Source organism: Salinimicrobium sediminis, assembly GCF_900215295.1.
In the GTDB taxonomy this organism is placed as follows: Bacteria; Bacteroidota; Bacteroidia; order Flavobacteriales; family Flavobacteriaceae; genus Salinimicrobium; species Salinimicrobium sediminis.
Genome location: NZ_OCMF01000001.1, coordinates 933,480 through 960,383, shown reverse-complemented (window position 1 = coordinate 960,383; position 26,904 = coordinate 933,480). Strand labels below are relative to the sequence as shown.

Sequence of the window (26,904 nt, the reverse complement as noted above, 5' to 3'; positions counted from 1 at the left end):
CCTTACTTTTTAAGTACGGTTAAACATTCCATCAATTCACTCCTTTTGTAGTACCGGCGGTTAGCAATGCCATAGGCTTTTACTTTGCCTTTGTTGGTCCACGCCCACAGCGTCGAAGAGTTGATTTTTAGGAATTGACATGCTTCCTCCCGGGTAAGAAGCTCATCATTTGCCTGCTCGTTAGTTAATTCCTTTTTAAACGCTTCAAGTTGGCGCTTTACATCTTGAGAAATAAGGTCCACCAACTTATCTGTAGTGGTGCCCTGTAAAAAAATGTTTTCCATTTGACTTTTGATTTAATTGATAAGCCAAATGTGCTGCAGTAAGTTTGGTACTCATTGCCGTACCAGTACGGTTTCAGTACGGTTTATTGAAAGGGATTTAAATGGATTCGATTTGAGCTATAAAATCATGACATACTTCAATATTCTTTACCTGACAATAGGCGTATATGGTTTTAAGCTTATCCGGGCTGGAGTAGAGGTTCTTATTACCAATAGTACTGTTATTGATGGTCTCGGAAAAATAAGGACGATCAGTTTCTTTAAAACCTAATTTTATAGCCATTTTCGTGAAGTGACCTTTCTCCTGCTTGTATTTTTCATAAAGTTCCTGAGCTTGACCAGTGGCAAAAGTTATCCCTATTTTAAACCAGGTGGTACGGGTAATTTTTTCATCTAAATCGATCTCTGGTTTTGGCAAAGGCTTTGTTTCTCCCATTAAGATGTTCATTAATCTTTTTTGAAGGTACTGCCGGTAGAATTCCACTCTCTTCCTTCCGTCAAAGTCTACAGTTTCTAAAGGAATTCTATTTAACTTATAAATTTCCTGGTTAATAAAATCAATTTCTGTGATTTCTATTCCGTCTTTGGTCACTCCCGAATAATATAATTTACTGCTCCCTGAAGAATCCTCTATTTTGCTTCGCTCATGACTATAATTGTAAAGGTAATTCTCAAATCTTCGAGTAAAAAATTCCTCTACGTGATTGATATCTTTCCAGAATAAAAAATAGGAGTGAAAAATTATACCATTTGGGATATTAAGTTTTAAACTCATAGTAGTGGTTTTATTTACTGTTGCGGATGTATGGTCCTTTTTGATATACTCGCAGATGCTACTGCAGTTGCTTCGCCGTTGCAAAAAAAATTATCCTGAAGTAATTAGCAAACGAAACAGTTCATTATTAGCAAGATTAGTGCTGGTTAAGCCGTTGCTATAACAGTTGCTACTCTTTGGCAAAAATAGATATTCTGCGGAAAAAAGCAGCCTGGTAAGATTATATTCAAAAAGCCTTTCACATGATTGCTTTTCCTCATTCAGTTTCTGAATTTTCAGATAAATACCTGCCGTTGCAACCGCTGCAACCGGTGCGGTTGACTCACGGTTGCAACCGCTACCAATGTCACGGTTGATTTACGGTTGAATTTACGGTTGCTACGGGTGATTCGGCGGAGCTATGTTTTTATAAAGTACTGAAAATCAACAGTTGTATCTTTTTTCATTACCGTTGCAAGCGTTGTTTGATTAAAACTGCTTTTTTCCTTAAAATCGAAGGTCTTTTTTAAACAGGAGGGAAAAAGGAAGTGAAATAAATACATAGATCGCGAAAACGCTTCCTAAGGGTAAGTTTATATTGGATCCTAAACAACTATAGAATGCCAGGAACAGAACCATGTCCAACTACCTATATTCCTTCGGAACTCGAATTCAGGATCCGGTATTAAAGTGACGGTTCATGATGTGTGTATTGCATACATGATCAATTATTCATGATATTTAGTACCCCAAAAAGAACAACTGCTATGTAAACGAGCAACACACCTCCAAGGGTAACGACCTGCCACCGTTTAAAACCATGTCCGCTTTTCTTGCTGCCCATATGAATAAAAGCGGCATAAAGAATACCTACTAATCCTACAAAGCTCAAAACCGTCACAAATAAGGTAAAGTTGCTTACCGGCAGGCCCACCAAGGCCAGAGGAAAAAAGGCTACGGTAAGCGTAACGGCATGATCTCCTATGACGCTGGTGACACCCGAAGTTATCTGACCACTTTTAGCTACACTCCAGGTAGCAAAAACTTCGGGCAATGCAGCCATTGGAGCTGTAATAAATAAACCACCCACTATTTGTGCTAATCCAAAGGAGGAAACCAGGTTTTCTGTAGCACGAACTGTGAAAAAGGCGCCTAAACCTAAAGCAACCAGGCCTGCTACCGCTAACCAGATCTCCTTTTTCTTCCATTCCACTTTTTCCCTTTCTTTTTTTCCTCTAAGGAGAGCCTGAGCAAGAAAAGCGATATACATTCCCAACATTATCCAGCCATCCACGGGCTGTAATCCTCTCCAGGCAGAAGGAACAGTTAGTATAGCTACTACTGCTACAATTACCAAGTATGGTAAAGCCTGGACTGTTACGGCCGTGGGATCTACTTTTAGGAGGTGCTCCTTCTTGTGCTCCTGGTGTCCTTCATCTTTGTTCTTATTTTTTAGATGCCTGGTCGCAATGTAAGCGGTTATGACCATTAAAGGAATAGCAATAACATTAGAGCCAAACATGGTCCCCAGACCAATATCTCCCACGCCGGTTACTGCACTGGTGATATTAATTCCTATTTCAGGACTTGCTGCTGCCAAACCAATTAAGGCCCCGCCGGCAGCTACCGAAAAGCCCCATTGTTTTCTTAACTTTTTCAAAGGTTTTGACAAGTGCTCCGCACCCCAGTGCGCTGCCCAGACAGCTGCAATCAGAACTAAAGCCCATAACCAGATATTCATAGTCTATTTTTTTTAGCCTTCTAAATAAACCGTTAGCAATGCGAACAGGGAAAAACCTGAAGTCAAAAGAACAGAAGCATAGACAGGATCGGGTTTACCATGAGCTTCTGTTAAAATTTCTTCGATGGCGACGCTGAGCAGGATACCGGCAGTAAATGCCAGCAGACTGAATTTAACTAAATCACCACTGTTGCGCATTGTCCAAAAACCAATTGTAGCGCCGAGGAGAATAGGAATTGTAAAACCGGCTGCAAGTAAGTAGCGCATTTTCTTAGGTACTCCCTTGCTCTTGAAAGTGGCAATTGTGGCAAAACCTTCCGGGATATCTGCAGGTACCTGCCCCAGGGCGAGAAGGAGCCCCAGAGACACTGATACAGTAGATCCTGTACCTATCATGATGCCATCGCTAAAAAGATCAATGGCAACTCCCAAATAGATCCCCCAGGCAGATCCCGTTGCCTTGCCTTCACCTCCGAACCGGTCTTTAATGAAATGAACCGCTTTTTCCAGAAGAAGAAAAGTGAAGCCTCCTCCCATAAAAGCTGCAATGGGAATCCATGGTTGCTCTACTTCAAGTGCAGTAGGCATTAATTCTAAACCTACAACAGCGAGTATTATACCTGCAGCGAAGTGAAGCGCCAAATTCAAGGTTTTTTCGGAAACATTGATCCACTCTGCCAGCAAACCGCCTGAAAAATTCCCCACGGCAGGCATAGCGGCAAGTAATAAAACCATTAAGAATTCGCTCATTTCCGGTAAAAAAGAGGGTTTTGTACTCTAAATTAACCATTTACATCCTGCTCCTTCTTAAACTTCTGTTATAAAGTCGCGGCTTTCCAAGTCAACCCGCTCTACTTTGATAATTTCAAAATTCGAAGAGCGCCTCGCATGACAAATGAAAAAACAATGCCTCCAATAATTAAATCGGGCCACTTACTGTCGAGGAAATACACGAGAACTCCGGCCAGTATTACTCCACCGTTTACAATGATATCGTTGGAAGTGAAAATAGCACTGGCTTGCATGTGAGCCTCATCGCTTTTAGCTTTGTTAATGAGCCAAAGAGAGATCAGATTTCCGGCGAGGGCAAAAATGGAAACAAATATCATCCACTCGAACAGAGGCATATCGGTACTTGAAAAAAATCTTCTCAAGACCTCTGCAAATCCCACCAAAGCCAGTCCCATTTGTAGATAACCACTTATTCCTGCTATTCTCTTTTTTCTTCCTATAGATGTTCCCACAGCGAACAGACTTAGCGCATAAACAAAGGCGTCTGCAAGCATGTCCAGAGAATCGGCAATAAGACCCATTGAGTTTGAAATTAATCCGGTGGTCATTTCCAGAAGAAAGAACCCGAAGTTGATTCCGAGTACCCACCACAAAATTTTCTTTTGATGGGAATCATCTGAGGGCAAAGGCAAGACAGCTTCAGTTGTTTCCTCAAGTCTGTCATTTAAACCCAACTGGCTAATGGCGCGGTGGATTTCATTCCCATTCCCTGTATGATATACTTCGAGTTTTCTCCGATTAATATCGAATTCCAGATGCTTTACCTGGTCAACCGGTTCAAGTTTCATTCTTATCATCTGTTCCTCGGAAGGACAGTCCATCTTTTGGATAGTGAAAATGCTTTTATTCATACTTACGTCAAGCTTTAGTAAATTAGTTTTAGTGACTCTTCAGCATCGGGCATTTTTCCTTATCGAGTTCTAACTGAAACGTATGATGGCTAAAATCCCACTCTTCCACAGACTCTATAGCCTTCTGCCGCACGTCATCTATTTGATCGAAGTGGCTGATCTTTTCCAGGACCAGGTGAGCGGTTAGCACATGGTGTTCCCCATCCAGGGACCAAACATGCATGTGATGAATAGAATTGACGTGATCAACCTGCTGTAGCTGCTTTTTGACTTCCTGCATATCCAATCCTTCCGGAACCCCCTGCAGAAGCAGATGAAGGGTGTCTTTAAGTCTTCTGCCGACACCCCATAAGATGTAAAGCGTAATACCCAGCGAGAGGATTGGGTCCAGAATGTACCAGTCTTTAAACTGCAGAATAATAGCCACAATAAGAACAGCGACCCATCCCAATACATCTTCCAGGAGGTGCCAGCTTACAACCTTGTCATTTAAAGATTTTCCTCCACTTACCTTCCAGGCAGCATAACCGTTTGCCAACACTCCGAGGATAGCGAAACCGATCATGTACTTTGAGTCAACAGCCTCCGGATTCTGGAGTCGGGAAATTGCTTCGTAAATAATATAAATAGAACCCGCTACAAGAACAACAGAATTAATTAAAGCACCCAAAAGCCTGAAGCGGGCATACCCGAAGCTAAATTCGTCTGTAGCCCCCTTTTTATTAGCCTTACCCTCTATATACCACGCAAGCCCGAGTGACAAACTATCTCCCAGGTCATGCAAGGCATCAGAAATGATTGCGACGCTATTGGTAAGAAATCCTCCAATGATCTCGATAATGGTAAACCCAACATTTATGAAAAATGCCAGCTTAAGATTCTTTCCAGAACTTTCGTGAGAATGATCGTGACCCATATCTGTTGTTTTTTCTAAATTACTTAAAATTAATGGCTGTGTCCACCTTCTCCCTTTTGCATCTCCGCCATAAGATAGTAGGCATTGTTATAGGCAAATCTCATGTTCTCTGGAAGATCTTTTATTAGCTTTACTTCAACCCATTCACCTTCATCAGTCCCGGTAATAACTTCCACAGGTCGAAAGCTCCACGCATCTCCTTCCTCTTCTGCAGTAAAAGCATAAAATTTACCACCTTCTCTAACTATGGCAGATTCGGGTAAGGCTGTTGTTTGTTGATTGTCAACCGCAATTCGCCCTCTTACATACATTCCCGGAACAAGATTTTCAGGCCTGTCGATGATTTCCGCATGAACATGAACTGCTTTGGGATCCTGCTCAAAGTTCTTGCTTACAGAAATTATTTCCGCGGTCAATTCAGTTCCTGGTAATGATTCGATAGTGAAAAATACTTTCTGTCCTTTCTCCACTTTTGCCACATCTTTTTCAAAGACCATAAAGTCTACATGAACATCTTTCGTATTGATAAGCTCAAACATTTCAGACTGCGCCTGTACAAATTGGCCTGTTTTAATGTTAACCGATTGAACAGCTCCATCTATAGGGCTTCTAACCGCAATCCTCTGCTGGATATTTCCATTTTGGATAGTTTCAGGATTGATGTTCAATTGTTGCAACTGAGCCTTAAGCCCTGCCACCTGTCCCTTTAGGCTTTCCAGTTCTGCCTCGGCACGCTGAAAGATTTGCCCTGAACCCACTCCGGCTTCGTACAATTTCTTTTGCCTTTGGAACTCTTTTTCCTGATAATTCAGACTGTTTAAGGCATTCAAAAATTGCGTTTGTATCTCGATGATCTCCGGGTGCTCGATATAGGCTAATACATCTCCACGCTGAACTTCATCTCCTTCGATCACTGTTATTGATGATACATTACCTCCAATAACTGGAGTGACTGCAGCCTGGCTTTGAGGAGGGACTTCCAGCTCTCCATTTGCCTGTACATATCCGCTCATTAACCTGGTTGTAAGGCTGTCAATCTTCATGTCAAGCACATCGAACTGCTGTTGTGACAGCATAGCTTCCTTGACCGTTTCTGTTTTTGCAGGTTCAGCTTCTTTTTTCTGTGTCACCTCTTTTTCAGTATTTTCCCCGCAAGACAGTAGGAGGAGAAACGGAAGTATATATATTGTTTGAAATCTCATTTTTTTAGTTTTTTCCTGTTAGGTAAAATTGTAATTCTGCAAGGGCTATTTGATAATTTTCAAAAGCTTTGAGCGCCTTAATTTCTGACTCCATTGCATTGTCTAAATTCTGAATAAAAGCCACATATTCAATGGCACCTTCATTAAAGGCGAGTAATGATCCCTCCCGTTGTTCCTTCAGCAAGGGAAGGACTTCATCCCTGTAAAACAACCAGGAAGATTTCCATCGCTTATAGTTTCTCAAGGCAATTTCAAAATCAGATTTTATCTGGTCTTTCTTAAAACCGGCAGCTCTTTGTGCAATTTCCTTTTCTATTTTTGCCGTTTTAACTTCCCCGTGTGCAGCTCCTGAAAGGATTGGAATAGATATTCCGGCCTGATAGTTATAAAAACCGGTTGCTCCATTTACTTTTTGAAGTCCGTACTGAACACTGAAATCAGGTAGAAAATTAGCCTTTTCTGCAGCATAAGCAGCTTCTGCCACCGCAACCTTCTTTTCTGAAACTTCCAGAAGAGGGTGATCCTCAGGTAGATCTCCGTAAAGGAAAATTTCATCGTCCAAAATACCTTGAAAATCATCCGGGACATCAAAGACTTCTTCATCTCCCAACCATAGATTGAGCTTTTGCAAGGCTGTTAGGTAGTCCATTTCGGCCTGTTGCAAATCAACCGAAATTTGGCTGACTTTATTTTTGGCTGTCAGCATTTCTAATCTTGAGATGGCCTCTACATCGTACCGAAGATTTACGGCCTGTTCTAATTTTTGGTACAGGGAATCCAGTTCCTGAAATAACAGATACTGTTGTTTTGCCGAAAAGGTACGACTCCAGGCTATTTTCACCTCCTGTGCCACCTGAAGTTGAGACAGTTCATAGGCTTCTTCGGCAAGGGCAATTCTTTTGTTGTAAAGCTTAGTTTTAGAAGGTATCCCTAATAAATCAATCCCTTTCTGTTGAACGCCAATAGTCGTATATATTCCACCGGCATCTCCAAGCTCTTCTCCACCCGTAAATACTTCAGTTTCCCCAAAATCCCAGGCAGATTTTTTCAGAGCTTGCTCCTGGTCAATTTGGGACTTCTCATTTTTCAGAAGTGGATAATTCCGGAGGGCTAACGATACTGCTTGCTCCTGAGTAATCTCTTGAGACAATTCCATTGTTTGACCGCTTAAACCAGCAGGTAAAAGGAACAGGACAAGAATTAAAGCAAAAGATCCACCCATTGAAGGTTTAAATTTTAATTTGCCAGACCTTGATTCAACCCATCTATAAAGAATAGGCAAAATGAATAAAGTGAGCAGGGTAGAGGTAATTAAACCTCCTATAACCACAGTTGCCAGTGGCCGTTGCACTTCTGCTCCTGCCGAGCTCGAAATGGCCATAGGCAGGAACCCAAGCACATCGGTAAGAGCTGTTAGCAAAATGGGACGGATTCTGCTTCTTGTTCCAAGACTGATCCTTTCATTTAGATTTTTCACACCTTCTTCTTTTAATTCATTGAAACTGCTAATAAGTACAAGGCCGTTTAAAACCGCCACTCCAAACAATACAATAAAGCCAACCCCGGCAGAAATGCTAAAGGGCATGTCCCGCAGCCATAAGGAGAATATCCCGCCAATAGCTGCAAGTGGAATGGCTATGTAGATCATGGTGGTTTGCTTAAAGGATTTGAGAGCAAAAAAGATCAGGATGAAGATGAGGAGCAGGGCGATGGGAACTACAATTTGCAGTCTCTTGCTTGCTCTTTCAAAATTTTCAAAAGCCCCACCGTAGCGAATGTAATAGCCGGGCGGTAGTTCAAACTCAGCGTCCAGTTTGGTCTGTATATCTTCCACCACAGACTTCACATCACGATTCCTGATATTTACTCCCACGTATGTACGGCGGTTGGTATTATCCCTACTAATCTGCATCGGGCCGGGCTGATAACTTATTTCAGCCACTTCTTTCAGTGGTATCTGACTACCTGAAGGTAAGGTTACATACAAATTCCTGATATTCTCAATACTTGTTCTTTCTTCTTCCTGTAATCGCACTACCAGGTCAAATCGTCTTTCTCCTTCAAAAATAACTCCCGCATCTCCGCCTGCAAAAGCCGATTGGATAAGGGAATTTAACTCCTTGATCTGTAAACCGTATTGCGCAGTTTTATTCCTGTTATAGTTGACCGTGATCTGCGGTAATCCGGCCGTGGCCTCTACTTTCATATCGGCAACTCCTTCTACAGTAGAAATAATGTTGCCCATCTCCTGCGCCTTACTTGCCAGAACCTCCAGATCTTCACCATAAAGTTTGACTGCAACATCTTCCCTCACCCCGGTAAGAAGTTCGTTGAACCGCATTTCTACTGGCTGGGTAAATTCATAGCTAACGCCGGGAATAATACCGATGGTTTCTTTGATCTTTGCAATAAGTTCATCCTTAGAATCGGCAGAAGTCCATTCATCTTTATCCTTTAGAATGATAAAGCTGTCTCCAATATCCATAGGCATAGGATCTGTTGGGACATCAGAAACTCCAAAACGAGTGACGATCTGTTCTATTTCCGGAAACTCGTCCAGAAGAAGCTGTTCAATTCTTGTGGAGGTCGCGATTCCTTCGTCAAGAGAACTTCCCGGTTTAAGGATAATGTGGAAAGCGATGTCCCCTTCATCGAGCTGCGGAATAAATTCCCCTCCCATTTTGGTGAACATGAACGCTGCCAAAGCGAATAGAGTTATAGCGGAGCCGAGTACAATTTTCCCTCTTTTTAAAGATTTGTTTAATAAAGGCTCATATTTATTCTGAACCCAACCTACAAATTTATCGCCATAGGATCTCTTCCGTTTTTTACTTTCCTTGAGAAAGAGAGCAGAGATCATTGGAACGTATGTCAAACACAAGATCATGGCGCCCAGCATGGCGAAAATAAAGGTAAGTGCCATTGGCTTGAACATCTTGCCTTCAACCCCTTCCAGAGCAAGAATGGGAAGAAAAACGATGAGAATAATAAGCTGCCCAAAAAAGGCAGAATTCATCATCTTTTTGGCTGAAGATGCGGCTATATTATTTCTCTCAGCCTTGTTTAATTCGCCTCGTTTCTTCATGCGCTGATGAATTGTAAAAACAGTACTTTCTACAATGATCACCGCTCCATCAACTATAATCCCAAAGTCTATTGCCCCCAGACTCATCAGGTTTGCCCAGACGTCGAAAAGGTTCATAAGAATGAAAGCAAACAGGAGGGAGAGGGGAATTGTTGAGGCAACTATTAAACCTCCCCGCCAGTTCCCCAGGAGCAGCACCAGAACAAAAATGACGATTAATCCTCCTTCGAGCAGGTTTTTTGTAACTGTGGAAGTGGTGTCACTAATAAGTTCACTTCTATCCAAAAATGGCTTTATGGAAACACCTTCAGGAAGGGATTTCTGAATCTGTTCGATCCTGTCTTTTACATTGTCGATTACTTCATTGGAATTGGCTCCTTTCAGCATCATGACCATTCCACCAACGGCTTCTCCCTGTCCATTTTTTGTTAGTGCTCCATAACGTACGGCACTTCCTATTCGAACATCAGCAACATCTGCAACTGTTATAGGTACTCCTCCGGAAGTGGTGACGACAATCTTTTCCAGATCCTCCACACTTCGTGCAAGTCCTTCGCCCCGTATGAAGTTTGCCTGATGGTTCTTTTCGATATAAGCCCCACCGGTATTCTGATTGTTATTTTCAAGGGCGGTAAAAACATCAGAAATGGAAAGTCCAATAGCTTTTAGTTCGTCCGGATCTACAGCAACTTCATATTGCTTTATCATTCCGCCAACACCGTTCACTTCTACAACTCCCGGCACCATAGCCATTTGTCGGCGTACAATCCAATCCTGAATTGTTCTCAGCTCAGTGGGGGAGTAGTCATCCTTGAATTCTTCTTCTACTTCCAGGGTATATTGGTAAATTTCACCAAGTCCCGTAGAAATAGGTCCCATGGAAGGTTGTCCAAAACCTTCGGGAATTTCATCTTTTACGGCATTCAGTTTTTCACCTACTAATTGCCTGGGGAGATAAGTGCCCATGTCGTCTTCAAAGACAATGGTTACAACGGAGAGTCCGAACCTGGAAACTGAGCGAATCTCTGTTACACCCGGCAAATTACTCATGGCAATTTCAACGGGGTAGGTGACGAACTGCTCGATGTCTTCAGTTCCTAAATTGGGTGCCTGGGTAATCACCTGCACCTGATTATTTGTGATGTCTGGTTGGGCATCTACGGGAACCTGGAAAACGCTCCAGATCCCTGCACCAATTAACACCACTGTGAGTAGACCAATAATAAATTTATTATTGATCGAAAAATCAATGATCTTATTAATCATACATGATAATTTAATTCAGTTTGTAATAAATTCTCTGGCCGGGGCCAGTGACAAAAGGATATAGCTATCCTAAAACTGAATTAAATACGGGGAGGCTGGAAGTGAGAAAAGGCAATTTCCTTGCCTGCACTCTCTCCAAACAAGGGTGTCAAAAAGGGCATTTTTGGCTCAAATACTTCGAAGCTACTTGTTTCGAATCTCACCACATGCACATGGCAGCAGTGACATTGGCAAAAAGGAGGACAGTCATCTGAAGTACCATGCTGGTCGCCTTGCTGATCCTGGTCTACTTCCAAACTCACGAAGATAGTATCCTGACTTTCGGATACAGCTGTGTCATCACAGGGTATAAAGTTTAGCCCCAGGAAATAAACAGATAGTATGACTGCGATAAATTTCACAATGCAAAGGTAAAAAAAGAACTTAGAAGCAAAGCTTATAAAATTCTTAATTGATTAAGTTTCATTTGCTACAACAAGAACGAGACTCCTGGATTGGTGGACATTGTACAGAACCGTAACTGCAAAAAACACAGCAATCACCTTCCAATGGCTTTACTACGGTTCCACAGCTGGCGCATTCGTGAAAGAATTGGCATGCATCTGTAGGCATGGTTTCTTCCTTGGATACATTGCAGTTCGGGCAAGTGAGAATAGACTTTAAAATTGTCTCCATATCGGATTTTTTATAACATTGATGTGATATCCGAACCCATTGTGGGGTACGCATAAATCATTTTCTTTAAATCTTGTACTGGTATCGATTTGTAAATAGCAAGAGAGAAAAAATTAATTGTTTCCTCAACTCCCGGACCAATTAAATGTGCACCTACTAAAGTTCCACTCTCGGTGTCTATGATGGTCTTGAAGGCATATTCTTCGGTGTTTAATCGCTTCGCATTAAACCATTCCGGGACCGCTTTGCTATTTACTTTTACATTAATTCCGGCCTTTTTGGCTTCCTCTTCTGTTAAACCTACTGAAGCCATTGGCGGTAGGGTAAAGACCACTGAGGGCATGGGTGGATACTCTGCCTTTCTGCTATTTCCTTTTATAATATTGGAAGCAATAATATGACCTTCATAAACGGCTACTGGTGTTAACGGTAGTCCATTGCTGTCGGCAGCGTCTCCGGCAGCATACACGTTGGGATTTGCAGTGCTCTGTAAAAACTCATTGACCTCAATCCCCCTTTTGTTTGAAGCAACAGATCCAGCCTTAAGATCTAGGTCATTGATATGAGGCACTCTTCCTGCACTGTTAAAAACTGCTTCAGCCATAAATTCTACTTCAGAACCATTTTTTTCACCAACAACAGTAAAACCTTTTGTTTCTTTTTTGATTCCGGTAACGTTTGTTTCAAGCACTAATTTTATGCCCATCTTCTGTGTTGCTTCAGACAAATGCTGAACTATATCCCTATCAAAATTTTCCAGAGGTCGTGGTCCCCGGTGTACTATGGTAACTTCGGCCCCACATCGCCTGGCGATATGTGCAAATTCAAAGGCAATATAACCGCCGCCTATAAATATCATGGACTTTGGCAGCTCCTTCAGGTTGAGAAAATCTGTACTGGTCAAAGCGTAGTTACCGCCTTCAAAAGTTAGTGTACGTGATCTGGCTCCTGTGGCAATAACAATTTTATCTCCTTTTAAAACTTGCGATTCAATTTCAACTGAATCATTGCTTAAAAAGCGAGCAGCACCGTGATAGGTGTCTATATCATTGTGTTTGTATCCTTTTTCGATTTTCCCGGGCATGGCATTTACGAATTCCTGCTTAAAAGCCATGACGTCTTTCCAGTTAACTTCAGGAACAGTATCAATACCTTTTCCCGCCAATCGTTGAGCGAAGTCTCTCACTTCGGTAGCACCAATGATTATTTTTTTTGGGTCACATCCTCGAAGCGCACAAGTTCCTCCATAGGGTAGTTCATCAGTTACAGCGACTTTTAAACCTTTGGATGCACATTTATTGGCAACTGTCATACCCGACATGCCCGAACCTATTACTATTACATCATATTGCTTCATCATCTTTCTATTTTTGTGACTTTGTCTCCAGTTCGTTCAATAGCTGCTTTTACTTCTTCAACGTTCGTGAGTGAACTATCGAATTCAACAACCGTATTACTTTCTTCGTAAGAAACTTTGCAGGTGACAATCCCGTTTAGCTTGTTAACTTCAGATTTTACATGACCCTCACAGCCTGTGCAGGTCATACCACTCACAGAGAATTCTACCGTTTGAATATTTTTTTCCTGAACAAAAACCACTTCTTTTTCATCAGAAGGATAAAAAGCTTCAGCATAATAAGGAAAAGCCAGGCTCAGAATAACAAAAACAGTCACTCCAGTCAAGAATTTACGGGACTGGAAAAAGGAAGATCGGGAATTGCTTTCACAGCCGCAGTCATCGTCTGTAGACTTCAGGTTCAAATACCAGGCGAATCCCAAAGCAACTATTGAAATTGCTACAAGTGGCCATCTAAAAGGCTCCAGCCATGCAAAAGCACCTGCCATGCTTCCTGTTCCTGCTGCTATAGCAAGTATGGGAGCAATACAACAAAGAGAACTGGCAATACCAGTTAAAATACCTACTCCAATAAAGCCGTTTTTTGTCTTCATATAGCTTCAGGTTGATGTGTTATTAAATTGAAAAAGGGAGCAAGGAGTTCCCGATGGTCATTCCGAAGAGAATAAAATATGGTCTGACCTTCTTTTTCCGCTTTTACAAAATCCCTATCCTTCAATTTTCGCAAGTGTTGCGAAACTGCCGGAATGGTCATGTTCAGGATGTCACTTAGATCACACACACATAATCTTTCTTCTGTTTGCAGGACATAAAGAATCTTTAGCCTTACACTGTTACTCACCAGGGAAAGCTTATCTGTTAGGGCACTCACAGCCTCTTCGGCTTCGGAAAGTTGCTCCTGACAACGTTTGATCTGGTCAAAATCGGCTTCTTTACGTATGCAGTTGATATCTTTCATTTCACAAAAGTAATAAATTATTTAAGCAAGTTCTTAAATAAGCTCCAAAATTGAAGATCAAAACGAACCGGAAATTAGGTCAGGTTGAAAAGACATCCTCTCAGATGCATGATATGCCGTGGCAGCATCTATGTTAAAAGTAATACTGCCGTTTACCTATCTCTATGATTTACCTATTGTTCCACACTCATTTCTTCGACAATCACTCCAACTTCATCAATCTCCTTCATCAGCCTATCAGTCTCGGTTAGCGCAACGATCATTTTCTGATAGTGCAGGATATCTTCAAAGCTTAATTCCCGGCCTTTGCGATCTTTTAACCACTTTTGTGCCGGTTGGTAGCCGCCGATGTAGAATTCCCAGGCAATCAGGGGCACATTGTCAAAATATTGCTGGTCATTGATCCAAACTTTTCCATGTGTTTCCGAATCCGGTTCGTAGCCGGGGCTGTTTTTGGTGATCTTACGGGTGATGATATTATCACCATCTTCAGGATAACCGGTAATTCGCTTCTCCAAAAGCGGACTTTCCAACAAATGCAGCTCACGTATTTGCCCTCCCAACTCTACAAGCTTCCAGAATTGATCAGCATCCTTTGGATAAGGGACCCTCGGAAAATCTATTTTTAGAAACTCCTTGTATTTCTCCCGGTATTCCGGGGAATGTAGAACTGCATATATGTAATCAAGAATATCTATAGGGGAAAAAGTACCATCCAAACCAGCTTCTAAATCGCAGACAAGGTTTTCCTCTGGAAGGAAAGCATGATTTATTCGTTCAGCTACTTTTCCAATAATTTCCTCATTAAGATTGGGAACCCGATTTTCCTGTTTGTCGTCTATTGTTTGTTGATTAGAAGTTTCTGAATAGAGGTATAATGGAAAGAGCATTCCTCCACCTCTATAATACAGATTAAAGTCGGTTATTGAGTTTGTTACAAATGATAAGTTCCACGGCATTGAACCTACAGCTTGGCCCTGACGACCTATTACAAGACCATAATTTTGTTTTCCTTTTAAAAAATGTCTCATTATTTGATTAACAGGCCACCCGATGAACCCCTTAGACTTACCAGTAAAATAGGTCCACCTCTTATCAAATGGCCGATATTCACATTGTACGAAGTGTTGATCGTCAAGCCCAAATTCAAGTACATTCTGTTTTACGAACTCCACCTTTCCATCACGACTTTTCCAGCTCACATTGTTGTATTTGCTCACGATTTCTTTGTTGTCGAGGGTGTAGACATCGTTTATCACGTGCTGTATATCTTCTTTAGTCGGCTGAAAGGCCATAGCATCTCTTTTACTGACTATGCCATTTCCGCTCAGGGTGAAAATTTCATTCATTGAGAAACCGCTTACATATTCTTCCTCAGTTTTAAAATCCTTCTGCATCATGAAATACATTGGAGATTTATTTACGAGGTCTACGAATGGAATTGAACCCAAATCTTCTTTAAGTAGAAAATCGTACTTAAACTCACGTTTTCCGTATAAATCGTAATGATAAACTTGACCTAAAGTGTCATTTTCTTTTTTTCCTGTTTTCACAAATATGTTGATGGAAACACCCTGCATAATATCAAAAATGTTTTCATCAACAGAACCGTCAGGAGCTGTTTCTTTTTTCTTGGAGTTTCCATGGAGATCGATTACATATAGCTGATCGTACGTCCTTAAAAGGTTGTACCGCATTCCACGAAAGGTGGGGTTGTCTAAATATCCATGAGGATTAATAAAAGCTAATACTCCTTCACCATTCCGTTCTATAAAGTATTGACCGAAACGAAGAAACTTTACGTAATCATCATTAATCCATTTAGAATTTTTTTCTTTTAGTCGTTCTTTTCCTCCTGGCTCTTTTTTATAATCCTCCATTAAATCTAAAATCCATTCCCCTTGATTTGAGCTTTCACCACTATAGGGTGGATTTCCAATGACGCACATCACTGGAGTGTCTCTTTTGATTGCATTAGCCTGATCAGCTTCATCGGAAAGCCAGGAGCTGAAAAGGGTTCCCGTGTCCGGGTGCGCTTCTTCAAGGGAATTAGTCAGAAAGATCCTGAAGCGTTGATCATCTGTGGGTTTGTAGCCGGTTTCAGTCAGCAACATATCCATTTTGAGATGGGCCATAGCGTAACTTGCCATCAGCAATTCAAAGCCGTTTAGGCGGGGAATCAAATGTTCCGTAGCATAACGCGTCCAGATGCCTTGTTGGCCTTCAAATTTCTTGTGGATCTGCCGTACAACTTCAGCCAGGAAAGTTCCGGTTCCGGTGGCGGGATCGAGTATCTGCACTTTATGGACTTCCTGCTCATAATCACGCATTCCGCCGGCATACCGCTTGTCATGAGTGGGAACTTTAACGGTGATCTTTGTTTTACTGGTATCTGCTAAACCTTGAGGGAGATTGAATTCGTCTTTTAGAATATCATCAACTGCTCGCACAATGAAGTTTACCACCGGTTGTGGTGTATACCACACTCCTCGGGTTTTTCTAAGGGCAGGATTGTATTCACCTAAAAAAGTTTCGTAGAAATGGACTACCGGATCATCTTGCTTAGTGCTTTTTCCGAAGTTCTTCATGATCTTTGAGACATCTGAAGCAAGAAAAATGCTTACCAACTCCTCTACAATCCACACAAGTCTATCATCCAGGTCAAAACCGGCAATGTCCTGGAATAGTTTCCGGAGGAACGGGTTACTCTTGGGTATAAGCTGTGCTGCTTCCATGCGTGAAAAAGTTGGCAGAGTAGGATCGTGGTACCGCGCTGCAAACATTCCGTAGGCAATGGTTTGCGAATAGATATCGGCAAAGGACCTGTTGGTGATATCGTGAATAAGCATTTGCTTGAAGGAGATCATTTGGGACTTTAGATTTGACCTTTTTTCCTTCTCATCATCATTATCTAAAGACTTTTCAATGACATCGGCCATTAATCTCGCTTTTCCAGCCATCATTTTAGCAAGACGGGTAGGGGACTTAATGCTTTGACTAACAACTAAAGCAAAATCGGAAATGAGGTGCGTAAAATGCTCGAAATTACCCGGTAAAGGTTTTATCTCACCAGCTTCCAAACTGCCAAGGGATATTTCAGTTACAAATTCACCTTCCCTGTAAAACCTGAAGTTGAGATAGTCGGTAATTATAAGATTGGTAAGACCTGCTTTGTACCTTTCGAATTGCTCCTTTAGACCTTTAGAATCTAAATCCACCCCTATATCCTTTGCTTCAACATAACCTACAGGCACACCTTTGCGTGAAAGCATATAATCTGGAGCACCACAACTCACCCTGGCTGGTTCATTTGTCACAAGGATACCTGGTAAAAGAGTAGATAACAAGGTTTGAAGATCTCCGCGGTAGGAGTGTTCTCTTGCGTGGCCGGTAATGTAAAGTCTATTGAGGTGGGAGAGGTATTCGGCTATGGTCATTCTGGAGTTGGTTTGGTCTTAACTGTAAATCTATTAATATTCTGTTAAAGAGAAGGACGGGAAACCGTAAATTGGATGCTAAAAAATGAAAAAACAAGCCATTCAATTCTATGAAGTAGACCCGGAGGAATTTAAAAAAGAAATTCTGGAAGGGGTAGAGAAGCTTCTTGTAGAATTTTCAAAAAAGTGTACCCCTAAAGAGCCTGAAGTATGGTTAAGCCGAAAGATGTATCGGAGCTTTTAGGGATTTCCCTAGTAACTCTTTATCAATGGGGAAAGTTGGGGGTTTTGAAGCCTTACAAGATCGGAACCAGGGTGCGATACAGGCAATCGGATATTGAAGAAACACTATTGAACTCGAATAGATCTGCCCGGGATAGTAAATAGTCTCTAAAGATCAGAGTATGCAAGAAATGCAGGAAATGCAGGTTTATAAAAGTTTGATATTTTTTTCAGGACGGGAATAAATAGAGACAAATTTCCTAAATTGCCACAACTTCTTGATGCACACTTGGCGTGCCGGAGGGCTGAGACATATTTAAGGTGGCAGTGGGTAATTTTATTTTCAGTTTTGCAGAACACTTATAGGCTTTGGATTTTCGAACGAATCTTGAGGTGCAGCTGTGAATAGTCTACAACCTGAAACCTGCCCGTAAATCCCTATACAGAATAAAGCTATATCTATATTGTGAATTGAGTACAGAGTATAAAAATCTTCAAAAGCTGCAATAACAAATTCTTTTACTTTATTTTTTACTTTCCGAAGAAGGCTTCCACAGAAATGTGATTATTCCTTTTATCACATAAGACTTAAGGCAGTTATCTAAAACTAAATCACCAACAATCCAACTACTTCCTGCAATTACTACTTCATTTTTGGTGTTTATTTTAATTCTTTCCACCACTCCGTAAATTTCTGGTTACTATCGTTAAGATTAACAAGTTCACCTATCACCGGTGTTACCAATGGTATTCCTATGCTTTGATTAAGCCTGGACATTTCATTTAAGGGCTCATCCCAATCGTGCAGCGCCAGATCAAATTTTGATGAATGAACGGGCATCAATCTTTGGGCTTTTAGATCCAGGGCTGCCTGCAGGTTTTCCCCGGGAAGAAAATGGATTTCTTGCCAGGCTTCATTGTACTGCCCGTTTTCTAAAATTGCCAGATCTATAGGGCCATGTAACTTTCCAATTTCTTCAAAATGTTTGTCGTAACCACCATCCCCACCAATGAAAATTTTATGGGTTGGGGTTTCGAGCAAGTAAGACATCCAAAGAGAGGCATCCCTCTTAAATCCCCTTCCGGAAAAATGCCGGGCCGTGAGTCCGTAGATTTGTATTCCTTTCTGCGGTTCAAGTTTAGTATCCCAATCCATCTCCATTATTTTCTCCGGCTCGTATCCCCATTTCTCTAAGTGAGCTCCTACACCCAGACCACAAATTACATATTTGACTCTGCCCTTCAGCTTTTTCATGGTTTCGTAATCCAGATGGTCGTAATGATCATGGCTAATGAAAAGATAATCGATTTCCGGAAGGTCTTCCGCAGTGTAAACATTTGTTCCCTTGAATGCTTTCGTGGAACCCGGAATAGGTGAAGCATTTGCACTAAACACGGGATCTACCAAAATTTTTATGCCATCAGTTTGAATGAAGTAAGATGAATGCCCGAACCAAACCAGCCAGTCGCCATTAGGAAGATTTTTGAGATTTGTTTGGACAGAAGGTATAGTGCTTTTAGGTGTGGATTTGGAACTCTTTCTAAAAAGAAAATCAAACATTACTTTACCCATTGAATGGCCTTCTGTAAGTGATGGTGTATAAGAACGGTTCTTAAAAGAACCATCTTTATAATTAGGAGATTTTTTTATCATTTCAAGCCTTTTTCCTGTGGGCGTTGCTCCAAACTTAGGATGCTGCATATATAGTCCTACGATTAATGCAAGGACAACTACAATAGATAAGAGTGCGATCATAACACGGCTAAACAGTTTTAAGGCTTTTTTCATTAATATCTTCTTTTTCCGTAAAAACAAAACAGACTAATTTTTTGACGGGCAAAGTTAGGTATTCTACACCTTTTGGAGTAGGCAAATTACCCCCGTCCCGATTCCTTTCAGTTCAGGTTTAATCTGCGTTATTTTAAAATCCTGAAATAAGCAGCCAGCCGGTTCCTTAGATTAAAGTTGTGCAACTCTGAACGGAAGGGGCGAAAACGGTAAGGAATAAATAGTGAACCATGGTGATCAGCTTTTTTAAGGAGATAATCCTTATTTTTATAGTGCATGTTATATATCAATGTCTAAACTCCCTTAATATGGAATCAATCATAGTATCTACAGATTTTTCTAAGGAAGCAGAAAATGCTATGGAATATGCCGGTGCGTTGGCACAGAAGACCGGGATGAAGCTTGTTTTATTCAACTCCTTCAGACTTCCACTTCATACTGCTAATTCTCTGCTTCCTGCCACAGGGATCCTCAAGCTGGAGGAAGGCAACCGCAGGTTGCTAAAACAAAAAGCAGAAATACTTAATGATCGATACGGGGTGGAAGTAGCAATTGAAACAGATTTTCTTTCAGAAGTTGAAGATAAGCTGGAAAACCTTTTTGTGAAAAATAAGGCTGCACTGGTCGTCATGGGAATGGCCCCGAAATCTGTAGAACAGGATATTTTTGGCAATACAACTACCTCTGCCATTTTTAAATTGAAGTACCCTGTTCTTGCCGTGCCTGCTTCTGCTTCTTTTGGAAAGATGGACAATATTCTCTTTGCCTGTGACGATATACAAAAGGTTGAGAAGGGAATTATTGAAAAAATAAAGTACCTGAACCGGCTCATGGAGGCAAGACTGGAGGTATTCCATGTTGAGGATAACCCTGGGGAGGAAGGAGGTAAAGCTGTGCTGGAGGAAATTCCTGAACTCGAGGATGTGAATTACTCGGTTAAGAACCTGAATTCAGAAAATGTAATTAGGGCCATTAAAAAAGAAATAGAGCATCTGGATGCAAAACTTCTTATAATGGTCCCACGGCGCTATGGTTTTTGGGAATCGGTGATCCACAGAAGCAAAACCAGGGTAATGGCGTCGGGGCTTTCAATTCCGTTATTGACCATTCCCCAGTTAAAAGAGAACGTATAGCTATACCTAAATCAGGAAATAAATTTAGCCCTTAATTCATAAGAACGTAATCTTGCGATAGGGTCTGTCATCCTAACTTAATCATGATTTCTTCGAGTGAGAAATCTTTGCAAAGGTCTCTAACTGTTGCTGTACCATTTCTGGTGTACCTGCAATAAATATGGGAGGGTTTTTGATCCGGAGGAGTATTTTTCCAATTCCGGAAGTCTCCATTCACCCCCCTTAGCAATTTCTTTTTAAACCCTCGATTTTTAATAGAAATGATCCTGCTGTATTTTAGCAATTGGGCAAATTTAAAGCAGGAGTTGAACTATTATAGATCGATAATCTCATTGCGAGGGTGTTTGTAAACCCGCAGGGAGAGGTGGATAATTACTCTCATTAAATGCACACAACATATTCAACACGTGAACTCTCTAATTTAATAAGTTTAATTTAGAGGATAGAACCATTCAGCATGAACCGGTAATTCATCCAGGATTTCAATCAAGGTCGAAGTTTGTATTAGCTGCACATTCTTGAGTAAAATTATACTATATCCAGTCCAAATATGTCTTTCTTTTATCCACTATGAGTCAAAATCCCGCTTTTAATCAGTAAAGCAACAATTCAAACAGAGTTAAGTCTACACCCTCTGTTATTCCCAAACATACTTCTCCTCATATTCAATATTCATCAAAAATGACGCTACCTCTAGCTAATTCGCAGTGAAATCTTAAAGATGGATCCCCTTGAAATTTTCTTTGAAAAACTTGGAAACTTTATTTGTCTTTTAGTGTTTTTTGGCCTTATCTTTGCATCCGCATTAAAAAAAATAAGTGAAATGAAAAAGTTATTAATAGGTTTGCTTTTTACTACCAGCTTTGCCTTTGCCCAGGATCCCGTGGAGCTGGATCTAAATGAGGCGGTGGCTTATGCGCTGGAGCATAAAGCAGAAGCCGAAAAAGCTCGGTTAGACATCAGGAAAGCAGATGCACAGATCGCCGAAATAAGGGCGAGAGCGTTGCCTAACCTTTCAGGAAGTGCAAACACAACATATAATCCTCTTTTACAGGAGAATGTTTTGCCTGGCGAAATTTTTGGATTACCGGGGCAGGATATATCTGTGGCTTTTGGGCAGGAGTGGACTTCTAGTGCGAATGCCCAATTAACCCAGGCCGTGTTTAATCAACAGGTGTTCACCGGACTTAAAGCTGCAAAATCCACCAGGGAGTTTTATCAGCTTAACGCTCAACTCACCAATGAAGAGATCATTGAAAGAGTAGCTACTGCTTATTACCAGGTGTACCAGGCACAGGAAATGTTGGAGAATATCCAATCCAATCTGGAACTTACCGAACAAACGGTAAACATCGTGAAAGGGCTATTTGACAACGGCCTTGCCAAGAAGATCGACTATGACCGCAGCACTGTAGTACTTAATAATTTACGAGCTAACAGGCAGCAGGTGGTCAATACGGTTGAGCTTAGCGAAAATGCACTCAAGTTCATGATTGGAATGCCTATAGTTCAGGAAATAAGGCTTCCGGAGCAAACTTTTGCACCTACTATTTTACCTGAAACCAATATTGGTTCAGATGAAAGAACAGAATTGCAGCTGTTGAACAAGCAGATAGAGCTGCTAAACTGGCAGAAAAAAGCTACCCAAGCTGAATATTACCCTTCCCTTTCACTTTTTGCCAACTACGGCTGGCTTGGTCAGGGAGATACTTTTCCGGTAGGTAATGGAGAAGATAAAGGTGTTTACTGGTCTGATCTTGCAGCGGTAGGTGTGAACATAAATATTCCCATTTTTAACGGAGGGGCCACCCAAGCCAGGGTGCAGCAAAACCAGATCGATATCGAAAAAGCTCAGCAGGACCTTCAGGAAACTCAGCTGGCACTGGACCTGGCTTATGCCAACGCGGTTGCACAGCTTGAAAATAATTTGCTAACCATCCAGGCCCAACAGGAAAACGTGGCATTGGCCAGAGAAGTGCTGGAAGACACCCAGAACAACTATGGACTTGGACTTGCAAGCCTCAACGATTTACTGGACGCAGAGCGGGACCTTTCCGCAGCAATGAACAACCTTACCAACGCCCAACTTGACTATAAACTTGCCGAAGTGCAACTCTTAAGGTCACAGGGAAAATTAGAAACGCTTACTAATAATACATTATAAAATGAAAAAGAAATCTATAATAACAATCGTTGCTTTAATAGCTGTTGCTGCTATCTTTTTTCTGATCCTTCAGAATAACAAAAGCAACAACGAAGCAGAACTTAGCATTGTGGCTCAAGAGAATACAGAAGTCTCCGTAAGGACAGCTTCTGCCCAAAGAGAAAGCATCAGTGGTAAATTTACGGTTAACGGAACCTTTCAACCCGAAACCCGTGCAAATATTTCAGCAGAAATGGGTGGTCAGGTAGTGGGGATTTACGTGCAAGAAGGTGATGAAGTAAAAGCCGGCCAGGTGATTGCGAAACTCTCAGGAGATAAAATAAATGTGAATTTAAATAATGCAAAAGCAAATCTTGACAACGCAATTTCTACTCTTGAAAGGTATGAAGCAGCTTTTAAAACCGGAGGTGTTACCGCTGTACAGCTCGACCAGGCTCGCTTGCAGGTTCAAAATGCCAGAGCTCAATTTGACTCTGCCAATCTTAGTTCGGGTGATACCAATGTGCGTTCAAAAGTAAGCGGCATTGTGAACGAAAAAATGGTGGAACTGGGAATGGTTGTAGGCCCTGGTACACCTATTATTGAAGTTGTGGATATCTCCTCTCTAAAGTTGAGGGTTGAAGTAGATGAGGCAGTGGTAAGTCGCATTCGGGTAGGGGACACTGTTCAGGTAGTGCCCAGCGTCACCAAAGATACCATTAGCGGAAAAATAACTTTTATAGCTCCAGCCTCTAACGGAGCATTAAAATTCCCGGTGGAGATCATTGTAGAGAATTCTGAAAGAACCAGAAGAGCCGGAATGTATGCAACTGCTGTGTTCAATGAATCGGGATTGGATAATGTTCTAACTATCCCCAGAGAAGCTTTTGTGGGTAGTGTAAGTGACAATCGTGTGTTCGTTTTAGAAAACGGAATAGCGAAGTTAAAAGAGATTCAGACAGGGATTAACTACGGTAATAAAGTAGAAGTAACTGCAGGGCTAAATGAGGGTGATATAGTCGTGAGTAGTGGACAGATTAACCTTACCGACAATACTGCGGTAAAAATTCTAAAGTAAGAAAAAATGAAATTAGCAGAAATATCAATTAAGAGGCCCAGCGTCGTGATCGTAATGCTTGCATTATTGATCATCGGGGGACTTTTCAGCTATAGTCAGCTCAATTATGAGCTTATACCAAAAATGGAAATTAAGGTAGTGACCATAATGACCATTTATCCCGGGGCATCACCTGCCGAGGTAGAGAACACCGTCTCCCGTAAGGTGGAGGATGCCGTTTCTTCCCTGGAAAATATCAAGAAGATCCAGACCAAATCTTTCGAGAGCTTATCTGTAGTGACTATAGAGTTCACTAGTGACGCAGATGTTGATTTCCTGTTGAACGAAGCCCAGCGTAAGATCAACTCCATTCGTTCAGACTTACCTGAAGATATCGAAGAGCCATCGCTCTCCCAGTTCTCCCTTTCAGATTTACCTGTGGTAAGTTTAGGGGTGACTGCCAATCTTTCAGAAAATGAACTTTACGACCTTATCGATCAAAAGATTCAACCTGAGTTCTCGCGACTTTCGGGAGTAGCCCAGGTAACCCTGGTGGGTGGACAGGAAAGGGAAATAAGGGTAAACCTAGACCCCAATAAATTAGAAGGTTACGGACTAACTGTGCCAATGGTGCAGCAGATCGTTAGTGCTTCTAATCTCGACTTTCCAACAGGAAACCTTACTACAAGGGAAAATACCACGCTTATTCGACTTTCTGGAAAGCTCCAGTCGGTTGATGAGCTAAGGAACCTGGTAATCGCTTCCCAGGATGGTCAAAACATTCGTTTAACCGATGTTGCTGAAGTTCAGGATACTCAAAAGGAGACCGAAAAGATTGCAAGAATTGACCGTCAAAGCACCATTTTACTCCAGGTTCAGAAACAAACCGATGCGAATGCGGTAACTGTGAGTGAGCTTGTTCAGGAAAAAATGGCCGAAATAGAAGAGCGGTATGCGGAGCAGGGCGTGGAGCTTACAATGGCTAATGACACCTCGACCTTTACCCTTGCTGCGGCAGATTCTGTGATCAAAGATCTTCTAATCGCGGTAGGGCTCGTGGCCTTTGTGATGCTTTTCTTCCTGCATAGTTATAGAAACGCCCTTATCGTGATGGTGGCCATTCCTACCTCGCTTATCGCTACTTTTATTGGAATGTTGCTACTTGGTTACAGTTTGAACCTAATGAGCTTACTGGCACTTTCATTAGTGGTTGGTATTCTAGTGGATGATGCTATTGTGGTGATTGAGAACATCCACCGGCACATGGAGATGGGGAAAAACAAAGTGCGTGCTGCTTATGACGGTGCGAGTGAAATTGGATTTACTGTTACCGCAATCACCCTGGTGATCGTGGTGGTATTCCTTCCTATCGCCTTGAGTACAGGACTTGTGGCCAATATTATCGCCCAGTTCTGTGTGACCGTGATCATTGCAACCTTATTGTCATTACTGGTTTCCTTTACTGTGGTGCCGTGGCTTTTCTCAAGATACGGAAAGCTGGAATTGATTAGGGAGGACTCTTTCTTCGGAAAGATCATCCATAAATTTGAAGCCGGGCTTAACTGGTTTACTGTAGAAGTTACAAAGATCCTTAATTGGTCATTGGACAACAAGGTGAAAACTTTTCTTGTGGTTTTTGTCCTCTTTGCAAGTTCCATCGCGCTTGTAGCTATGGGCTATATAGGATCTGATTTCTTCCCAAGAACCGATAGGGGAGAATTCCTGGTGCAACTTGAAATAGATAAAGATGCTTCTATTGAGGAGACCAACTTCATCACCCAGCAAACTGAAAATTACCTTTCTCAGCTACCCGAAGTGGAGCGTATGATAACCACTGTAGGCCAGTCCAGTAGTGGAGGATTTGGAGGCGCACAGGCTACAAATAATAAGTCTGAGATCAGTGTCACCCTTGTAGATAAATCTGAAAGAGATGAAAAGACGAATGTTTTTGCAGCTAAACTTAAGCGCGACCTGGAGCAGGAATTGGTAGGTGCTAAAGTAACCACTGTACCCGTAGGAATTATTGGTGCAGAGCAGGCACCGTTACAAATGACCGTAATTGGCGACAGCTTTGAAGATGCACTGGCTTATGCCGAAACTGCTGAAAGCATTTTGAGAGACATCGATGGAGCTACCGAGATCGACCTGAGTGTTGAAGAAGGGAACCCGGAAATTTCGATCAATGTGGACCGCGACAAAATGGCTTCTTTAGGGCTTAATGTTGCTTTGGTAGGACAAACTTTACGTACTGCCTTCAGTGGAAATAACGACAATAAATTCCGTACCGGAAGCACAGAATATGATATCAATATCATTTTTGATGAAGCTTCCAGGAACAACATTGAGGATGTAAGGAATATACAGTTCATGAATAACCGGGGAGAGCGTATTAATCTGGCTCAATTTGCCGATATCAGCTATGAATCCGGTCCTTCTTTGCTCGAGCGTTTTGACCGTTCTCCTTCTGTGACCATCATGGCGCAAACTGTAGGTAGGACAACAGGTGCTGTAGCTCAGGAGTGGGAAGAAAAGTTAGAGAATGTTGAGAAGCCAAAAGGCGTAGCATGGACCTGGGGTGGAAACATGGAGAACCAGAGCGAAGGTTTTGGAACCCTCGGGATAGCACTATTAGCGGCTATTATGCTTGTGTACATGATCATGGTGGTGCTGTACGATGATTTTGTGAAACCGTTTATTGTGCTGTTCTCCATTCCGCTTTCGTTTATCGGAGCGCTTTGGGCACTGGCACTTACAAATAACAGTTTGAACATCTTCACTATTCTGGGGGTCATTATGCTTATTGGACTGGTAGCCAAAAATGCCATTTTACTGGTAGATTTTGCCAACCACAGGCTCGCACATGGGGAGAAGATCCGGGATGCCTTGATTCAGGCAAACCATGCGCGTTTGCGCCCTATCCTTATGACCACTATTGCTATGGTGTTTGGAATGTTGCCAATTGCACTGGCCTCGGGAGCAGCTGCCGAAATGAGTAATGGCCTTGCTATTGTTATCATTGGTGGACTATTGTCTTCCCTGTTCCTTACATTAGTCATCGTGCCGGTTGTGTTTATGATCTTTGTACGTCTTGAAGAAAAATTTACCAAAAAGGAAAAGAACAACTATGAAGAATTAATGGTGGCTGAATATGACCACATTCATCCTGAAATGGAAGTAGAATTTGATTAAAAAAAAGCCTGGCTAGTTCAGCTGGCCAGGTTTAAAAACTAATTCAAAAAAGA

The 26,904-nt window shown here is 41.7% G+C and carries 21 protein-coding genes; 6 read left to right on the top strand and 15 right to left on the bottom strand.

Annotated elements, in window-relative coordinates; translation table 11 throughout:
• Positions 1-2 precede the first annotated feature (2 nt).
• The 14 genes from CRO16_RS04365 to CRO16_RS04300 form a co-directional block, all read right to left on the bottom strand.
• Positions 3-284, bottom strand: a complete 282-nt coding sequence (locus CRO16_RS04365; RefSeq protein WP_097055097.1) for a helix-turn-helix domain-containing protein — start codon at positions 282-284, stop codon at positions 3-5.
• Positions 285-381: 97 nt separating this feature from the next.
• Positions 382-1,059 (bottom strand): hypothetical protein, encoded by a 678-nt coding sequence (locus CRO16_RS04360; RefSeq protein ID WP_143544416.1) that lies wholly within the window; start codon positions 1,057-1,059, stop codon positions 382-384.
• 703 nt (positions 1,060-1,762) lie between these two features.
• Positions 1,763-2,779: a sodium:calcium antiporter gene (locus tag CRO16_RS04355; protein WP_097055095.1), complete on the bottom strand. Its 1,017-nt coding sequence runs from the start codon at positions 2,777-2,779 to the stop codon at positions 1,763-1,765.
• 12 nt (positions 2,780-2,791) lie between these two features.
• Positions 2,792-3,529 (bottom strand): ZIP family metal transporter, encoded by a 738-nt coding sequence (locus tag CRO16_RS04350; RefSeq protein WP_097055094.1) that lies wholly within the window; start codon positions 3,527-3,529, stop codon positions 2,792-2,794.
• Positions 3,530-3,630: 101 nt separating this feature from the next.
• Complete coding sequence (locus CRO16_RS04345) at positions 3,631-4,422, bottom strand: cation transporter (RefSeq protein ID WP_097055093.1); 792 nt, start codon at positions 4,420-4,422, stop codon at positions 3,631-3,633.
• A 28-nt stretch (positions 4,423-4,450) separates the two neighbouring features.
• Positions 4,451-5,338: a cation diffusion facilitator family transporter gene (locus CRO16_RS04340; protein ID WP_097055092.1), complete on the bottom strand. Its 888-nt coding sequence runs from the start codon at positions 5,336-5,338 to the stop codon at positions 4,451-4,453.
• Between the two features lie 29 nt (positions 5,339-5,367).
• The gene (locus CRO16_RS04335) at positions 5,368-6,540 is read right to left on the bottom strand and encodes an efflux RND transporter periplasmic adaptor subunit (protein ID WP_097055091.1); all 1,173 of its coding nucleotides are present in this window, start codon (positions 6,538-6,540) and stop codon (positions 5,368-5,370) included.
• A gap of 4 nt (positions 6,541-6,544) precedes the next feature.
• Entirely contained in the window at positions 6,545-10,891 is a 4,347-nt protein-coding gene (locus CRO16_RS04330) for a CusA/CzcA family heavy metal efflux RND transporter (protein WP_097055090.1), read from the bottom strand.
• 80 nt (positions 10,892-10,971) lie between these two features.
• Positions 10,972-11,292, bottom strand: coding sequence for a DUF6660 family protein (locus CRO16_RS04325; protein WP_097055089.1), 321 nt, complete (start codon positions 11,290-11,292; stop codon positions 10,972-10,974).
• 61 nt (positions 11,293-11,353) lie between these two features.
• Positions 11,354-11,566 (bottom strand): GDCCVxC domain-containing (seleno)protein, encoded by a 213-nt coding sequence (locus CRO16_RS16295; RefSeq protein WP_097055088.1) that lies wholly within the window; start codon positions 11,564-11,566, stop codon positions 11,354-11,356.
• A gap of 10 nt (positions 11,567-11,576) precedes the next feature.
• Positions 11,577-12,923: a dihydrolipoyl dehydrogenase family protein gene (locus CRO16_RS04315; RefSeq protein ID WP_097055781.1), complete on the bottom strand. Its 1,347-nt coding sequence runs from the start codon at positions 12,921-12,923 to the stop codon at positions 11,577-11,579.
• Positions 12,923-13,516, bottom strand: a complete 594-nt coding sequence (merTP, locus tag CRO16_RS04310) for a mercuric transport protein MerTP (RefSeq protein ID WP_097055087.1) — start codon at positions 13,514-13,516, stop codon at positions 12,923-12,925. Before merTP ends, CRO16_RS04315 begins: the two co-directional genes overlap by 1 nt.
• Complete coding sequence (locus tag CRO16_RS04305; RefSeq protein ID WP_097055086.1) at positions 13,513-13,881, bottom strand: ArsR/SmtB family transcription factor; 369 nt, start codon at positions 13,879-13,881, stop codon at positions 13,513-13,515. The genes merTP and CRO16_RS04305 overlap by 4 nt, the downstream gene beginning before the upstream one ends.
• 173 nt (positions 13,882-14,054) lie before the next feature.
• Positions 14,055-17,318, bottom strand: coding sequence for a type ISP restriction/modification enzyme (locus CRO16_RS04300; protein ID WP_097055085.1), 3,264 nt, complete (start codon positions 17,316-17,318; stop codon positions 14,055-14,057).
• Positions 17,319-17,403: 85 nt separating this feature from the next.
• On the opposite strand from CRO16_RS04300, the gene CRO16_RS16105 reads away from it, so the two are divergent.
• Together CRO16_RS16105 and CRO16_RS16445 are read left to right on the top strand one after the other, a co-directional pair.
• Positions 17,404-17,562: a hypothetical protein gene (locus CRO16_RS16105; protein ID WP_179670484.1), complete on the top strand. Its 159-nt coding sequence runs from the start codon at positions 17,404-17,406 to the stop codon at positions 17,560-17,562.
• On the top strand, positions 17,529-17,705 hold the full coding sequence (locus tag CRO16_RS16445; RefSeq protein WP_097055084.1) for a helix-turn-helix domain-containing protein: 177 nt from the start codon (positions 17,529-17,531) through the stop codon (positions 17,703-17,705). The genes CRO16_RS16105 and CRO16_RS16445 overlap by 34 nt, the downstream gene beginning before the upstream one ends.
• A 496-nt stretch (positions 17,706-18,201) precedes the next feature.
• Here CRO16_RS16445 and CRO16_RS04290 read toward each other — a convergent pair whose 3' ends face one another.
• On the bottom strand, positions 18,202-19,329 hold the full coding sequence (locus CRO16_RS04290; RefSeq protein ID WP_097055083.1) for an MBL fold metallo-hydrolase: 1,128 nt from the start codon (positions 19,327-19,329) through the stop codon (positions 18,202-18,204).
• Positions 19,330-19,637: 308 nt separating this feature from the next.
• Here CRO16_RS04290 and CRO16_RS04285 point away from each other — a divergent pair, with 308 nt between their 5' ends.
• The 4 genes from CRO16_RS04285 to CRO16_RS04270 all read left to right on the top strand — a co-directional run bounded on the left by CRO16_RS04285 (position 19,638) and on the right by CRO16_RS04270 (position 26,851).
• A complete protein-coding gene (locus CRO16_RS04285; protein ID WP_097055082.1) occupies positions 19,638-20,462 on the top strand; it encodes a universal stress protein in 825 nt (274 codons plus the stop codon).
• Positions 20,463-21,285: 823 nt separating this feature from the next.
• On the top strand, positions 21,286-22,626 hold the full coding sequence (locus CRO16_RS04280) for a TolC family protein (protein WP_097055780.1): 1,341 nt from the start codon (positions 21,286-21,288) through the stop codon (positions 22,624-22,626).
• 1 nt (position 22,627) lies between these two features.
• Positions 22,628-23,683: an efflux RND transporter periplasmic adaptor subunit gene (locus CRO16_RS04275; RefSeq protein ID WP_097055081.1), complete on the top strand. Its 1,056-nt coding sequence runs from the start codon at positions 22,628-22,630 to the stop codon at positions 23,681-23,683.
• 6 nt (positions 23,684-23,689) lie between these two features.
• Complete coding sequence (locus CRO16_RS04270) at positions 23,690-26,851, top strand: efflux RND transporter permease subunit (protein WP_097055080.1); 3,162 nt, start codon at positions 23,690-23,692, stop codon at positions 26,849-26,851.
• Positions 26,852-26,904: the final 53 nt, after the last annotated feature.

Bases quoted from the DNA above. Each gene is read 5' to 3' on its own strand.
- CRO16_RS04300 (WP_097055085.1), bottom strand. From the start codon at position 17,318: ATGACCATAGCCGAATACCTCTCCCACCTCAATAGACTTTACATTACC.
- CRO16_RS04365 (WP_097055097.1), bottom strand. From the start codon at position 284: ATGGAAAACATTTTTTTACAGGGCACCACTACAGATAAGTTGGTGGAC.
- CRO16_RS04350 (WP_097055094.1), bottom strand. From the start codon at position 3,529: ATGAGCGAATTCTTAATGGTTTTATTACTTGCCGCTATGCCTGCCGTG.
- CRO16_RS04345 (WP_097055093.1), bottom strand. From the start codon at position 4,422: ATGAATAAAAGCATTTTCACTATCCAAAAGATGGACTGTCCTTCCGAG.
- CRO16_RS04355 (WP_097055095.1), bottom strand. From the start codon at position 2,779: ATGAATATCTGGTTATGGGCTTTAGTTCTGATTGCAGCTGTCTGGGCA.
- CRO16_RS16295 (WP_097055088.1), bottom strand. From the start codon at position 11,566: ATGGAGACAATTTTAAAGTCTATTCTCACTTGCCCGAACTGCAATGTA.
- CRO16_RS04330 (WP_097055090.1), bottom strand. From the start codon at position 10,891: ATGATTAATAAGATCATTGATTTTTCGATCAATAATAAATTTATTATT.
- CRO16_RS04335 (WP_097055091.1), bottom strand. From the start codon at position 6,540: ATGAGATTTCAAACAATATATATACTTCCGTTTCTCCTCCTACTGTCT.
- CRO16_RS04280 (WP_097055780.1), top strand. From the start codon at position 21,286: ATGAAAAAGTTATTAATAGGTTTGCTTTTTACTACCAGCTTTGCCTTT.
- CRO16_RS04360 (WP_143544416.1), bottom strand. From the start codon at position 1,059: ATGAGTTTAAAACTTAATATCCCAAATGGTATAATTTTTCACTCCTAT.
- CRO16_RS04340 (WP_097055092.1), bottom strand. From the start codon at position 5,338: ATGGGTCACGATCATTCTCACGAAAGTTCTGGAAAGAATCTTAAGCTG.
- merTP (WP_097055087.1), bottom strand. From the start codon at position 13,516: ATGAAGACAAAAAACGGCTTTATTGGAGTAGGTATTTTAACTGGTATT.
- CRO16_RS04275 (WP_097055081.1), top strand. From the start codon at position 22,628: ATGAAAAAGAAATCTATAATAACAATCGTTGCTTTAATAGCTGTTGCT.
- CRO16_RS04290 (WP_097055083.1), bottom strand. From the start codon at position 19,329: ATGAAAAAAGCCTTAAAACTGTTTAGCCGTGTTATGATCGCACTCTTA.
- CRO16_RS16105 (WP_179670484.1), top strand. From the start codon at position 17,404: ATGAAAAAACAAGCCATTCAATTCTATGAAGTAGACCCGGAGGAATTT.
- CRO16_RS04305 (WP_097055086.1), bottom strand. From the start codon at position 13,881: ATGAAAGATATCAACTGCATACGTAAAGAAGCCGATTTTGACCAGATC.
- CRO16_RS04270 (WP_097055080.1), top strand. From the start codon at position 23,690: ATGAAATTAGCAGAAATATCAATTAAGAGGCCCAGCGTCGTGATCGTA.
- CRO16_RS04315 (WP_097055781.1), bottom strand. From the start codon at position 12,923: ATGAAGCAATATGATGTAATAGTAATAGGTTCGGGCATGTCGGGTATG.
- CRO16_RS16445 (WP_097055084.1), top strand. From the start codon at position 17,529: ATGGTTAAGCCGAAAGATGTATCGGAGCTTTTAGGGATTTCCCTAGTA.
- CRO16_RS04285 (WP_097055082.1), top strand. From the start codon at position 19,638: ATGGAATCAATCATAGTATCTACAGATTTTTCTAAGGAAGCAGAAAAT.